Here is a 12,855-nt window from a genome sequence, read left to right as displayed (position 1 = left end):
ATTAAAACCAACAAAACCAAAGTACGAGGCTAATGAAGCACCAGATAGGAGTGGTAATGTAAGATTAAGAGACAATGATACTGAGTATAAAATTCTCAATGATTTGGCCTCTAGACTTGATAAATTGCCAGATCCATCAAAAGCTCGTGGAAAAATTAAATTATTTACTTAATTAGATACATATGGAAGTTTTAGTAGAATTATAGAAAATTTTCACAAAGATTATCCCAATATTGATATTGAGGTAATCCATAATGGTGATAAGATAGTTGAGCCATAAGAAATTTATTGGGAGGACATAAAGTGAAACGAAACTATGAGGCTTTATTTGGAGCTTTTTATGAAAACTATTTTTATTTTAATAGTGAGGGAATGAGTGGTCCTGAAGCTCTTGCTTGCACATGTGAGGCATACTTCGGTATGGATAAAAGAGGTGAAATGGAAAAAGCAGTATTGTCTATTGCGGAAGGGAGAATTCATTTAACACATTCGAAAATTTTTGTTAAATCGAAACAAAAGATAATTGATGCATTAAATTCTCTAGATTTAAATAATTTACAACATGAAATAGCTCCAGATGATTATCAGGACATATTAGAACGAAGAGATATGGTGCTTGATGGAATTGAAAGTATACCTGTAGATTATAGTCCGAATACAAGATATTACTACTTTGAAATAGAAAAGGAAGTTAAAAATTACTTTGGGATTTTATTCAATGAGAAGAAAGATGCAATTGAGCTTGTTGAGGAAATAATGGAACGATTCGAGCGTGAATGTAGGAGTACATTAAGTGAAAAAATAGTTGTTAGAACAACACTTGCAGAACTACTTATCAGATATAGAATTAATGCTAAAGGGGAGTTTTTGAAAATAAAAAATGAATTAGAGCAATTTGATATGAATGATGTGGGGGAACAATTGTCAGAAAATGAAAAGTTGGATCTTTCTATGCGAATCAAGGAAGTTTTAACTAAACTTCAAAATTTATAGATACATTTGTTTTTTCAACGATCTGTATTTAGAATGATACAAACAACAACGCCACAATGCGAGCTAAACGCTGTATTGTGGTTTTTTATCCCCCTTTATTATCCAAACAATCCAAACTAAAGTGTACCTTATGAGATGGACACTTTAAAAAAAGTCCATCTCATAAGGTACATTTTAGAATAGAAAATATGCCAGACGACATTTATGATTCTTATAGTTTGTATACACATGGTTCAGGATCGCATGCTGAGGTGTATGCAGCTAATAAGGCATTATTGGATAATCCGAGTGCTACTATTGATGATATCTTAATATATGTGATAAAACCTGGAGGCTCATCAAAGCCAGTCATCGATATACCATTCCAAACATGTCCGCACTGTAATTATATTTTACGGGATTTTAAAATAGAATCTGATTTACCCAAATAATCTAAATGGAGTGGATGATATTAAATGATTGATGTTAATATTTTGCGAATGGAAGATGTATTGTTAACAGGTATAGAATTTACTGATGATGTTTGTTTTTCTGGAAATAGTGGGCAAGAAGTTTTTGATAAACCCATAGAGGATGGAGGGAAACCTATATCTGGTCTTTTATATGAAAGATACGATAATGGGAATTTAGCATATTACTCTTACTATAAAAATGGATTGGCTGATGGAGACTATGTGAACTATTATGAATCTGGCAGAATTTCAAGCTTCCAGAAAATGAGCAAAGGTGTAATAACAGGAGAATTTATCTCTTGGTTTGAGAATGGTAATCATAAATCAATCGCGAATTACAAATATGGATTTGCCATAACATATAGAGAGTGGGATATAGAAGGGGTACTAATTAATGAAAAATTAGAGCCAAGTGAATTTGAAAAGAAAATGATCGAAAAATATGATGCGCGTGCAAAATAAGTTAATGAATAAAATAATAGATGAATTTGATAAAATTCAGTATGATTTAACTCGGAAAATAAAATTAGAAAATGATTTCCACAAAGAAAATATTCTGCTGATTGCAGGTATTGACCTGGCATATTGGGAGGAAAATGAAACGACAATTGCAGTTTGTTGTATATGTGTCGTGGATTTTATGACGAAAAAAGTTATAGAGACGAAATCTATGACAGATGAAATTGCGGTCCCGTATATACCAGGATATTTATCTTTCAGAGAATTACCATTAATTTTAAAAACATTTAACACCTTAATTAATAAACCAGATATCGTTATGTTTGATGGAAATGTGTACTTACACCCTAGGAATATGGGAATAGCAACGCATGCTTCCTTTTATTTAAATAAACCAACAATAGGCATTGCACAAAGCTACTTGAAAATTGACGGGGTTGATTTTATTATGCCCGATGAAGAAGAAGGGGCTTTCTCTGATATTGTGATACATCACAAAATCTATGGGAGAGCATTACGAACACATAAAAGTGTTAAGCCCATTTTCGTCTCCTGTGGTAATTGGATAAATATCGATACTGCCACAGACCATACATTAGCGTTAATTAATGAGGAAAGTAGACTCCCTGTACCAGTCAGACAAGCAGATTTAGAAACAAAAAAATGAGGGGAATTGCAAGCAACATGACCAAAGAAGAAAGAGAATCAACCTTTCTAAATATTAAATTAAAGTACTGAGGTGACTTGTATGTCAGATAAGCCAACTGCGTTCCAGTTTTTTGTGTTAGAAGAGAAAGCATCGGATGCAGTTATCGAAAATTATAAAGGATTAATTCCTACAGAAATTACCGATATTTGGAGTGAATATGGCTTTGGAAGTATCCTGAATGGTTATTTAAAAATAATAAATCCTGATGATTTCAAGGGAATACTAGTAGACCTGTACGTTAGACATGAGGATTCAATTCCATTGTTTACTACATCTATGGGAGATTTAATTGTTTGGGAAAAAGGAAGATACTTAAACCTACTTAATTATCGGAAAGGTACGGTAAATGTAATAGCTGCTGGATTTGATTTCTTCTTTGAAGATATAAACGATGAGAGTTTTTTAGAAGAAGAGCTAGATTGGTTACCTTTTACTGAAGCAATTGAAAAATATGGTGAAATAAAATTTGATGAATGTTTCGGATATGTTCCAATTCTTGGACTTGGTGGATATGAAAGAATTGAGAGTCTAAGCAAAGTTAAACTTATTGGGCATATTTATTTAATCACTCAATTTATGGGGCCTATCGAATAAATTGCAGTATGAACAATGAACGAAAATCATAGCCTGCCAGCCTATTCCAACTTGGACATTTCTACGGAGGAATAGGCTTATTTTATATCTGGTGTGAAATTCATTGGACCAAACAGAAATAAATAAAACAATATAAATTCACACGAACTTAGTGAAAATATCGTGGTAAAAACTATACTTGTTGAAATACTAATTAAATATGAAATTAAGGAAAACGAACAGATTTTAGAATTTGAAAATGATTTGGAAGAATTTGATTTAAATGATGAGGTGAACAATTAACAGAAGATGAGAAGAGAGATCTATCTATTCGAATTAAAGAAGTAATAAGTGAAATTTAACCTAGATTTTTCTGTACCTTACCTTAACCCTCAGACAAAGCAGGGCACTATCGCTGGGAGTGCACAAAACAGGTCATTCAAGCTGTTCATTATCAGAGCATAGAATTGTAGCTGTGAGCAGCTAGGGAAAGTTTTGAAGGATACAGTATGAACGTTAAACAAAAACATTTGTGAAAAAGTCAAAAGATGTGATTGTTAAAGCCGTTAGCGATTATTATAAAGAGAGCCAGGTCATCCGGTTTCAGTCTTGGGGCAACTTGGGAAAAAACAAGCCCAAAGAGTCGGGTAATGCCTGGGAAGTGGGTTCCGGAGGGAAAACAAGCTTGAACGCTGGGAATAAGTCAAGTGACGGGGCAGGAACAAGTTCCTCCAGCAATGGCAAGAAACCGAATCAGACCCCGAGCAGCAGTAAGAAGTCGCAATCGTCAGGTGAAACGGATGCTACTGCATCGAGTCCAGGTACAGGGAAGAAGTCTGGCGACGGTGAAGGCACAAACTCACCAAGCAGTGGCAAGAAAACGGATCAGACACCGAATAGTAGTAAGAAGTTCAAATCATCGGGTGAAACGGATAGTACGGGTTCAAGTTCAGGTACAGGGAAGAAACCTGGCGATGGTGAAGGAACAGGATCATCAAGTAGTGGAAAGATAGAGGATCCAACTCCGGATACCAGTAAGAAGACCCAAACATCCGGAGAACCGGACACTTCAGGATCAAATACAGGTACAGGGAAAAAGTCTAGCGAGGGTGAAGGAACAAGCTCATCTAGCGCTAACAAGAAAGATAATCAGATTCCCAACAATCATAATCAGTGAAACAAGATTCATCGAAGAAAAAGGATAAACGCAAAAAGGGAAAAGAAACCAAAACGAAGCCGAATGAATCGACGGAGCAGCAAGGGAAGGATAAGGACTTAGACACGTCGAAGAATAATTATAAACCAAACAATAAGGAAGAAGCGTCTGGATCAGATAAAAGTAAACTAGAGCCTACAGAAAAAACTGATCAATCTAACTCATCAAAAGAGAGCGGAAATGTTACTCGTAATCAAGTTGTTATATCAAGAATTCCTGAAATTAAAATAATCTTTAAAAGAAATCCTAAACATGATAGTGCTGAGTTTAAAAGACAATTGAAAGATCAAGAAGAAGGGATAAATCAATTAACAGTAGATGAGTTTTTGAAAAATAGAGATAGATATCTAAGAGATGGTAGAGCTTTAGAGGGGGATGCCGCTCAAAAACTTGCTCGTAAGAAAGCTTTACAAGATAAAATAGATGAACTACGTAATGAAGGATTCTCATTTGAAGAGGCTGAAAAGAAAGCAAATGAATGGATCAAGGGGAAAGCTGCCCTTCATAATCCAGATCAAATTGCGGGTGGATATCCTGACAATATAGGCGGTCTAGGAGATATAAGAATCAATTCTTCTCTTGGATCTCAATTGAAGAACAGGATAAAAGATTTGGATAGACAGATTAGAGAAATTGCTAAGAATATGACAGAAGAAGAAAGAAAGACAACCTATTTAAATATTAAGTTACTGGAGTAAAGTGGGGGGGACACACGGTGAACATTTCAAATTTTGTTTTTAAAGAGGACATGCCTACAAACGTCATTGAGAAGTACCAATCTGTAATACCTATTCAACTAATTGAAGTATGGAAGGAATATGGACAGGGTAGTCTTTCCAATGGATATCTGAAAATTATTAATCCTGATCAGTATATAGAATTACTACAGTATACATATAGTCGAGCAAATTTAGCAATTCCTCTATTTACAACAGCAATGGGAGATATATTGATTTGGGAAGATGGATACTTAATGGCGCTTAATTTCAGAAAGCATGAAGTAAATGTTATAGGGAAAAATTTTAAGTACTTTTTTGGAGACATAAGTGATGAATACTTTTTGAATAAAGCTCTTGACTGGTCTCCCTATCTTGAAGCGTTTGAAAAATATGGAGAGCCTGCTTACGATGAATGTTTTGGCTATGTTCCTCTTTTAGGATTAGGTGGAGCAGAGAAAGTTGAGAATTTAAAAAAAGTTAAATTTATTGAGCATATATATATAATCAATCATTTTATGGGACCAATGGAATGAAAATAAAAAATGGAGACCGATATAAATGTTTCAAAGTAGGGATTATTTTCTATAAGGTGCATCTATAGGAGGTATATAAAAGCTAATTGGAGAATAAAAAAAATGGGGATAATTTGGAAACATACGGTTGGAGATATTAGTGAAGATATAATTAATAAGGTTGAAAAAAAATATGGTATACAATTTCCTGATGACTATAGAGAATGTGTTAAAAACTATAATGGTGGGCATCCTGTACCAAATATATTTTCCTATGATGATGGAGGAGAGGGAGTTTTTGACCATTTACTAAGCTTTACAAGTGAGCCTAATATTGTTGTAGTTTATGAATTTATAAGTGATTTCATGCCAAAAGGGATATTTCCATTTGGAACAGATCCTTTTGGCAATCAGCTTTGCTTTGATTACCGAAAAAGTGAAAATTCACCTTCAGTTGTATTTCTTAACAATGAAGAATTTGGTGAGGACTCCATTACTGAGGTATGTAACAGTTTTTCTGAGCTCTTAGAAACATTACATGAGGCCAGCGATGAATTTTATTGACTTTCTTAATAGGTGGGTAGATAAGTATGGATATAGATGAAAATATTATTAAAAGTTCATATCCTCCTGTAAGTCTTCAGGAGATTGAGATAGTCGAGAAGAAGTATAATATGATTTTCCCTGATGATTATAAGAAATTTTTAATGGTAAAGAATGGTGGAAAAACTGGTACTAGAAGGAGATTTACTACAAATGATGACCAAAAAGAAGGTGAAATAGAGTCTTCTATTTTGATGTTTTTTCCTTTGTCTAATAATTTAAATAATAATTCAGAACAAAAGTATCGTCTGTACACAGAAGCAAATATTTTATCGAGAATTTATTATCCAATAGGTGAGACACCGAGGAATAATTTAGTTTGTATTGTAGTAGAAGGACCTAATAAAGGGAGTGTATATCATTTCGATATGGATTATGACAATTATATTGAAAAGAAACTTCCTCTAGAGGAAGAACATATCAGACTGATCACAGAAAGTTTCACTGACCTTTTGGATAGTTTATTTGTTTCTCAGACGTAGGAATAATCGTGAATAATTTCAAAAATTAGATGTTGCAAATTATAAGGCCTATTCCATCAGAATTATTAAGGTGGGATTGGTCTTTTTGTGAGAAAAGACTTCTAAATAAATTGTCAGTTCTTCGTGAAAGATCACGCACCTTTTACGAATGTCCGAAACAGTACTGGACAATTTGATTAATTTATGGATTTGTTCGGATTATTAAACAACTTACAATAAGATCGAACAATACAACAAACACCACCACAATGCGACCTAACCGCGTTTTGTAGTTCTTGATTATCCGCCACTATATGCTAAATAATACAAATGTAAGTGGTGGATCTCCATCAAAGATCCCACCCAATGACGAATGAACCCATCATTCAACCAATAACACATATAACCCATGTAAGACCCGTATAAAGATTTAGTCATTTCGGTTGTACGCACATCAAATGCTTAAATTTTATAACTTAAATAAGGAACACCATGATTGACTCGTTTTCTTCTTTTCTTCTGGAAATTTCTCAATTGTCAGTACGCTCTCCCTAAGGGAATAGTAATAGAAACATCTGACATGGTTGATTTACAATCCATTAGCGATGAGAAATTCGTAGAGATGATCTACGATTATGAAATGCAACGCGATTTAATAGAGAACGGAACGATGATCGATGGAAATCTAAGGGTAAGAACGCCAGACATTTAAGGGTATACTTGGCATGAACTTAATGATGGAAAAACCATACAATTGGTTCCGAGTAGTGTTAATTCTAAATTTGGACACCTTGGTGGTGTAAGTGAAGTTAAATAAGAAAGGACGATACTCTAAAAATGAAAAAAGATGAGTTGTTTGGAGAAATTGTTTATGAAGATTTATGGATAGGGACGACAGAGATAACTATGTTTAGGAAAAACCAAAAAATACTTTTGAATATTTATGGCGAAGAGAATGAGGAAATTACTCCGAATCAACGGGATGCTTTTTCGCAATTCAAAGCGAATATGCCTAGCATAGTAAAGGAAAGCGAAGATAAGATTTTAGAGTATTATTTAGAAAATTATGAAGATTATCGAGCAATGCAAAGTGATAGTGAAGAAGTTGAAAAAATTGCTCCAAAGATTTCATTAATAGACGAGTTAGGGAGACTTGTTACGCCTACAGGTTTGCTAATAAGATATGATTTCGAAGATGGTATAAGAAGAGTAGGGATATTATGTGATTGCACTTGGGAACAAGAACATGGATTAGGTATTAGTGTTGAAAATGAAGAAGTAGTAGAAGTGGGTCTTCAAGATATTGTACTTTAACAGGTTCTGTCAAAGACTTAGTGTAAACTTGGTTTATAACCCCAGCAACAAGACCGTACAATGCCACAATGCGAGTTAGCCGCCCCTGTTTGGTCTTTTTCATTCTCTAATATAGATGGCGGCGGTTAATGAAGTAACCCTCACCCAGTGACGAATGAAGCCATCATTCAACTAAACTCATACTTAACCCATGTAGTATCTGTATAGAGATTTCTTCATTTTGTTTGTACGCAATCAACGCTTGAATTTTAAGTTAATTTAAGGCGAAGTATCTGAATATAACAATTGAATTATTCATAATGGGGGCATCCCTGTTATTCCAAAAAATTAGTGGAGGTATTTATATGCACTGGGAATACGAGGAATTATTTGACGCAGTAAATGAAACATACAATGAGTTTAAGTTAGAAAATATGAGTGGCACAAAGCATTATCTAGAACACTTAGCGAATTTGAAACAACAATGAATTGGGTTCGTATAAAGTACCTAATGATTGGAAGAAGACCATATCTAGTTTAGGGAAAACATAGTATCACTTAGAAGTTGCAGCAGAATGGGATTTAATCCTTTTGTTATACATATTATCCCCTGAAAGACAAAGGTAGAAGAGCTTAATATGGTTGGGTGCGTTCTTTGCCAAGTCGGCCTTTTTAGTTATGAAGCATTAGCAGTGATAAAAAAAGATTAATGGGAGAATTTATAAAATGAAGGATAATAATCTTTATAAAATTAAAATAAATGAGAAGTATGGTTTTATTAATAAACAAGGTGACATTATGATTGAGCCTTCTTATAAGGCTGTAAACAATTTTTGTGAAGGTTTAGCATATGTTTGGACGTTCGATGATAAGGAAGGATATATAAATACTGAAAACGAATGGGTCATTGAATTGAGTGCTGACTTTCTAGGGGACTTTGAACATGGCTTAGCATTGGTTTATTATAAAGGAAAGTATGGATGTATTAATAAGCAAGGAGAGTTTGTAATAGAATCGATCTTCGATAGAATACATGGAATAAATCCGGGGCTTTCAGTTATAGCGGAGAAAGACAAGAAAGTGGGTGTTTTTGGGGTATCTGGTAAAATTATTATAGATCCGATTTTTGATGTTATGGGTACATTTTCAAATGGATTGGCCTTAGTAAAGCGAGGGACAAAATTTGGTTTTATCGATGATAGAGGTGAACTAAAAATTGATTATCAATTTAATTCAGTTTCCAGTTTTTCAGAGGGATTAGCTGAAGCCTCAGTAGACGGTGAGTTCTATGGCTTTATTAATCAACAAGGGGAGTTTCTTATACAACCTGAGTATTATCAAGTTTCAAGTTTTTCCGAAGGATTAGGAGGATTCAAATTAAAAGCAAATGGAAAATGGGGATTTATAGATCACTCGGGGAGTAGGGTTATCAAAGATAAATTTCAAAGTGTAGGTGACTTCCGAAATAACTTAGCACCAGTTGAAAGTAAGGATATGTATGGATACATTAACAAAAATGGGGAGTGCATTATTAAAAATATATTCACAACAGCTGATTCTTTTTACAATAACCTTGGCTGTGTTACATTTAATGGAGAATGGGGCTATGTGGATGAAGGAGGAAAATGGGTATTCAAACCCAGCAATTTTGATCTTTGGTAAACGGAGGTTTTGTCCAAAGTGGAAAATAGAAAACAAGTACTAGAATTGGTGTTAGAACGATCTCCATATTTTGAATTTATATGTAAATGTGTTTGATCAATGATAGTTTAATAGTAGAGTACTCGATAGATGGAGCAGGACAAAGAAAATTACAATAGAGAATTAAATTGGAGGTTAGAGGAATAATGGAGCAACCGATGGATCCTCTTTATCCCATGATAGCAGAGCATATTTTAAGTATGATACCTAATGATAACTGGAATCAGATTTACTTGTACGCCGAAATACTAGATGGATCCAAAGAGGTATACTTTTATTTCAACACTTCTGAGAATGATGAGTTTATATACTCTCATGATATTCCTGAAAAATATAGACTGAGTGAAAAAACTTATGATAACTTATTATTAGAATTACAAACAAAATTTAAAGAATTAAGACAAATTTTTATAGACAATGATCAAGAGGCGTGGACAAATTTAACCTTAACATTAAAGCATCCTGGTAAGTTAAAAATTCATTATGATTATGAAGACGTAATAGCTTCAGAGGTGACCCCAACTCAAAGACAAATGATTTTTGAGTATAAATATTTAGGTTTGCTTCCTGAAAAAGAAAAGAATAAACAATTCGTAAAAAATTATTTAAATAGTCATAATAAATAGCTGCAAAATTAACCTGATTTAAAGCAATTGCGTTACATATAAAAGGACGATTTTGGTTTTCTGAACCATAATTAACCTTGTAGTTATCTTTGTTTGCTTGCGTTTTTTTCAAAGTTAAATTATACCCCAGATCGTTAGAAAGTCTAATGCACCATTTTTTAATGGATTTATCCATTTTATTAAATATAATTTGAGTAAACAAGACAAGGGGTGATTTGAAGATGTTGGATTATAATCTTCTTTCTATAGAAGAGGTGTTGTTAGAAGGGATAGAATTTGAAGGAGAGGTTTGTTTTTCTGGAAAGTATGGGCAAGAAGTATTTGATAAACCTATAGAAGACGGTGGTCATCCAATATCAGGTCTTTTATATGAAAGATATATAAAAATGGTTTGTCGGAGGGGAATTATGTAGAATTTTATGAAGACGGCAAAGTGGTAAGTTTCCAACAAATGATTAAGGGCGTTGTACATGGGAAATCTATTTGTTGGTATAAGGATGGCAATATAAAATCAGTTGCAGAATACAAATACGGATTCAAGCTAATATACAAAGAGTGGGATGTAAATGGACTGTTATTAACAGAAAAAACTGAGCCAAGTGATTTTGAAAAAGAAATGATAGATAAGTATGACGCATGGGTTGGACAAGATGGAAGATAATATAATAGATATAATCAAGAAAAAATAAAAAGACATTTGCATTAGGTTGTATATGTTGATCCAGTAAGGAAGTGGCCCTATGGAATTTGAATATCATGTAACCATGAGTGATCTGAAACAGGATGAGAAAGAGACCTTTATTAACATCTGCAATGAACAGGACGTGAAGCCCGTGTTGATCGTCTTGGACCAAGGTGAATACATTAATCAACCGATGATTACTGGCATTGTACATAGCTCGGATTATGAAGAAGTGAAGAACATTGTTGAAGAGGTTGCCGCGAAGTTTCGGGATAACGGATTCACAGTTGTTCGGACGAAGGTGGAAATTCCGGCTAAGGAAGAGACGTATTTTGATCAGCCGATGCTGGCGCAGTCCAAGCCTTATTTTGAATGGCACGGTAAAGTATATGTTGATGATGTGGGCACGTTGAAGCAGTTATGCGCCGACTCAGGCGGACATATCTCACGGAACTCGCTGAATGCGGATGGGAAGGTGAGATTTGTAACTGTCCGGGAATATGAAAGTGCAGAACATTTTTATCGTAGAGTGAAAGAAATACATGACATTTTGCAAATTAACACGATCGAACTGTTAAAACAGCAATATGAACTGTGCATCTACGATAGCAGAGAAGAACTGGATCGTGGATGGATCTAATCGGATGTTGAGTATGATGAATGGAGGAGGAGAACGATGTCCGGAAAAAGTGTACAATTACATACCTTGAATGAGGATGAGAGATTCATTGTTGTGTTGGAAGCTCTATTGAAGCGTGCCTCTCTGGTGAATAGTCCATTTGTATTAAAAGGAAGCTTACTGACAAGACAGTATTTGGAGAATCCCAATGTTCGTTATGTGGACGACATCGACTTTCTGTATACAGGTCGAATTGAGACTGAGGACCAGGCCAATGAAGTATTTACAGACTGGATGATCCGAGTAACGGAGATGGACCTGAATGACGGTATCGTATTTCGAAGCTTTCGGGAGAATGCCTTCTGGCGCAGAATAGACTACGCCATGGCGGATGATTTTCCAACGGTGAACACGGAGCTTACCTTTTATATTGATAGTGAACCAAGGGTTGAAAATGAGTATAAAGATGAGGATGAACTGCATCTGGATATATCCTTTAACCTCGACTTGGACGAGAAGTCTGTTGCTCTATCGTACCAACCCCTAGTTGGTGAAGCTTTTGTCGTTCCTCACACCGTACCACTCTCCATTCAAATTGCATGGAAACTGCATCAGACGATAGTGAGGCCCCGGTTCAAAGATCTGTACGATTTGCAGCATCTGTTGTCTAACCCGTCCTACGATCAGCAGGCGCTCAAAGAGACATTACAGACCCTGGTCAACGAGTGCAGTATGGACCCGGCTATTACGAGAGAGGCTATGAAAAAGGTGCTGGTTGACGATCTGCATGATGTGTATTCGCGGTTAAATTACGATTATGACCTGGAGTATTATGCCGGTAGCCGCAGTCCTGAAGTCTATTTTATGGAGTTTGTTTCGGAGCTGCGCCAAACGATGAATCACGCCGGGATTAACAATGACGCATATGAACATTTACCAAACTGCACTAACCATAAATAGAGATTTTCATGTACTCTGTGAATGAACTAAACATTTACAGGAGAACGTAGAGGGCAGAAATAACCTGAAGAAGCGGAGCGTTCGCCTTTATCATAACAGCGATCAGAAGGTTGTTCTGTCATCGAAGTGGCAAGGTTAAATATTCATTAGTTCAATCTGCATAGTAAGCTGAATCATCACTTGTCTATCCGCAGAGAAGTTTGAAAGGAACACCCTATCTCCGATACAATGTTCTCATAGAGTCTGAGAGAATGGATCAAATACGGCTCAGAAATGG

General features: G+C 35.1%; 17 protein-coding genes and 1 pseudogene. All 18 read left to right on the top strand.

Annotation, left to right across the window (positions count from 1 at the left end):
* Positions 1–303: 303 nt before the first annotated feature.
* The 18 genes and pseudogenes from MHI06_RS21185 (at position 304) to MHI06_RS21100 (ending at position 12,578) form a co-directional block, all read left to right on the top strand.
* The gene (locus tag MHI06_RS21185) at positions 304–993 is read left to right on the top strand and encodes an Imm3 family immunity protein (RefSeq protein WP_340398990.1); all 690 of its coding nucleotides are present in this window, start codon (positions 304–306) and stop codon (positions 991–993) included.
* 455 nt (positions 994–1,448) lie between these two features.
* Positions 1,449–1,907, top strand: coding sequence for a hypothetical protein (locus tag MHI06_RS21180; protein ID WP_289389923.1), 459 nt, complete (start codon positions 1,449–1,451; stop codon positions 1,905–1,907).
* Positions 1,888–2,571 (top strand): endonuclease V, encoded by a 684-nt coding sequence (locus MHI06_RS21175; protein ID WP_340398989.1) that lies wholly within the window; start codon positions 1,888–1,890, stop codon positions 2,569–2,571. The genes MHI06_RS21180 and MHI06_RS21175 overlap by 20 nt, the downstream gene beginning before the upstream one ends.
* An 81-nt stretch (positions 2,572–2,652) precedes the next feature.
* The gene (locus MHI06_RS21170; protein WP_340398988.1) at positions 2,653–3,207 is read left to right on the top strand and encodes a T6SS immunity protein Tdi1 domain-containing protein; all 555 of its coding nucleotides are present in this window, start codon (positions 2,653–2,655) and stop codon (positions 3,205–3,207) included.
* A 511-nt stretch (positions 3,208–3,718) separates the two neighbouring features.
* Complete coding sequence (locus MHI06_RS21165; protein WP_340398987.1) at positions 3,719–4,363, top strand: hypothetical protein; 645 nt, start codon at positions 3,719–3,721, stop codon at positions 4,361–4,363.
* Positions 4,360–5,100, top strand: a complete 741-nt coding sequence (locus MHI06_RS21160) for a polymorphic toxin type 15 domain-containing protein (RefSeq protein WP_340398986.1) — start codon at positions 4,360–4,362, stop codon at positions 5,098–5,100. Before MHI06_RS21165 ends, MHI06_RS21160 begins: the two co-directional genes overlap by 4 nt.
* Before the next feature lie 17 nt (positions 5,101–5,117).
* Complete coding sequence (locus MHI06_RS21155; protein ID WP_340013871.1) at positions 5,118–5,654, top strand: T6SS immunity protein Tdi1 domain-containing protein; 537 nt, start codon at positions 5,118–5,120, stop codon at positions 5,652–5,654.
* 102 nt (positions 5,655–5,756) lie between these two features.
* Positions 5,757–6,197: an SMI1/KNR4 family protein gene (locus tag MHI06_RS21150; protein ID WP_340398985.1), complete on the top strand. Its 441-nt coding sequence runs from the start codon at positions 5,757–5,759 to the stop codon at positions 6,195–6,197.
* A gap of 26 nt (positions 6,198–6,223) precedes the next feature.
* The gene (locus tag MHI06_RS21145) at positions 6,224–6,718 is read left to right on the top strand and encodes an SMI1/KNR4 family protein (protein WP_340013869.1); all 495 of its coding nucleotides are present in this window, start codon (positions 6,224–6,226) and stop codon (positions 6,716–6,718) included.
* A gap of 559 nt (positions 6,719–7,277) precedes the next feature.
* On the top strand, positions 7,278–7,409 hold the full coding sequence (locus MHI06_RS21140; RefSeq protein ID WP_340398984.1) for a hypothetical protein: 132 nt from the start codon (positions 7,278–7,280) through the stop codon (positions 7,407–7,409).
* Between the two features lie 6 nt (positions 7,410–7,415).
* Positions 7,416–7,514, top strand: a pseudogene (locus MHI06_RS21135) (HNH endonuclease); the annotation flags it as partial.
* A gap of 20 nt (positions 7,515–7,534) precedes the next feature.
* The gene (locus tag MHI06_RS21130) at positions 7,535–8,011 is read left to right on the top strand and encodes a hypothetical protein (RefSeq protein ID WP_340398983.1); all 477 of its coding nucleotides are present in this window, start codon (positions 7,535–7,537) and stop codon (positions 8,009–8,011) included.
* A gap of 705 nt (positions 8,012–8,716) precedes the next feature.
* Positions 8,717–9,652, top strand: a complete 936-nt coding sequence (locus MHI06_RS21125) for a WG repeat-containing protein (RefSeq protein WP_340398982.1) — start codon at positions 8,717–8,719, stop codon at positions 9,650–9,652.
* A gap of 185 nt (positions 9,653–9,837) precedes the next feature.
* On the top strand, positions 9,838–10,317 hold the full coding sequence (locus MHI06_RS21120; RefSeq protein ID WP_340398981.1) for an antitoxin YezG family protein: 480 nt from the start codon (positions 9,838–9,840) through the stop codon (positions 10,315–10,317).
* 221 nt (positions 10,318–10,538) lie between these two features.
* A complete protein-coding gene (locus tag MHI06_RS21115) occupies positions 10,539–10,730 on the top strand; it encodes a hypothetical protein (RefSeq protein WP_340398980.1) in 192 nt (63 codons plus the stop codon).
* Between the two features lie 20 nt (positions 10,731–10,750).
* A complete protein-coding gene (locus MHI06_RS21110; protein ID WP_340398979.1) occupies positions 10,751–10,978 on the top strand; it encodes a hypothetical protein in 228 nt (75 codons plus the stop codon).
* A 79-nt stretch (positions 10,979–11,057) separates the two neighbouring features.
* Positions 11,058–11,639: a hypothetical protein gene (locus MHI06_RS21105; protein ID WP_340398978.1), complete on the top strand. Its 582-nt coding sequence runs from the start codon at positions 11,058–11,060 to the stop codon at positions 11,637–11,639.
* A gap of 36 nt (positions 11,640–11,675) precedes the next feature.
* Positions 11,676–12,578, top strand: a complete 903-nt coding sequence (locus MHI06_RS21100; protein ID WP_340398977.1) for a nucleotidyl transferase AbiEii/AbiGii toxin family protein — start codon at positions 11,676–11,678, stop codon at positions 12,576–12,578.
* Positions 12,579–12,855 lie beyond the last annotated feature (277 nt).

The organism is Paenibacillus sp. FSL H8-0079, assembly GCF_037991315.1.
Taxonomy (GTDB): domain Bacteria; phylum Bacillota; class Bacilli; order Paenibacillales; family Paenibacillaceae; genus Paenibacillus.
Note: the sequence above shows the minus strand (reverse complement) of the source record. Positions and strands in the feature narration are given on the sequence as shown.

Bases quoted from the DNA above. Each gene is read 5' to 3' on its own strand.
- MHI06_RS21180 (WP_289389923.1), top strand. From the start codon at position 1,449: ATGATTGATGTTAATATTTTGCGAATGGAAGATGTATTGTTAACAGGT.
- MHI06_RS21175 (WP_340398989.1), top strand. From the start codon at position 1,888: ATGATGCGCGTGCAAAATAAGTTAATGAATAAAATAATAGATGAATTT.
- MHI06_RS21170 (WP_340398988.1), top strand. From the start codon at position 2,653: ATGTCAGATAAGCCAACTGCGTTCCAGTTTTTTGTGTTAGAAGAGAAA.
- MHI06_RS21150 (WP_340398985.1), top strand. From the start codon at position 5,757: ATGGGGATAATTTGGAAACATACGGTTGGAGATATTAGTGAAGATATA.
- MHI06_RS21145 (WP_340013869.1), top strand. From the start codon at position 6,224: ATGGATATAGATGAAAATATTATTAAAAGTTCATATCCTCCTGTAAGT.
- MHI06_RS21140 (WP_340398984.1), top strand. From the start codon at position 7,278: ATGGTTGATTTACAATCCATTAGCGATGAGAAATTCGTAGAGATGATC.
- MHI06_RS21130 (WP_340398983.1), top strand. From the start codon at position 7,535: ATGAAAAAAGATGAGTTGTTTGGAGAAATTGTTTATGAAGATTTATGG.
- MHI06_RS21125 (WP_340398982.1), top strand. From the start codon at position 8,717: ATGAAGGATAATAATCTTTATAAAATTAAAATAAATGAGAAGTATGGT.
- MHI06_RS21120 (WP_340398981.1), top strand. From the start codon at position 9,838: ATGGAGCAACCGATGGATCCTCTTTATCCCATGATAGCAGAGCATATT.
- MHI06_RS21115 (WP_340398980.1), top strand. From the start codon at position 10,539: ATGTTGGATTATAATCTTCTTTCTATAGAAGAGGTGTTGTTAGAAGGG.
- MHI06_RS21105 (WP_340398978.1), top strand. From the start codon at position 11,058: ATGGAATTTGAATATCATGTAACCATGAGTGATCTGAAACAGGATGAG.
- MHI06_RS21100 (WP_340398977.1), top strand. From the start codon at position 11,676: ATGTCCGGAAAAAGTGTACAATTACATACCTTGAATGAGGATGAGAGA.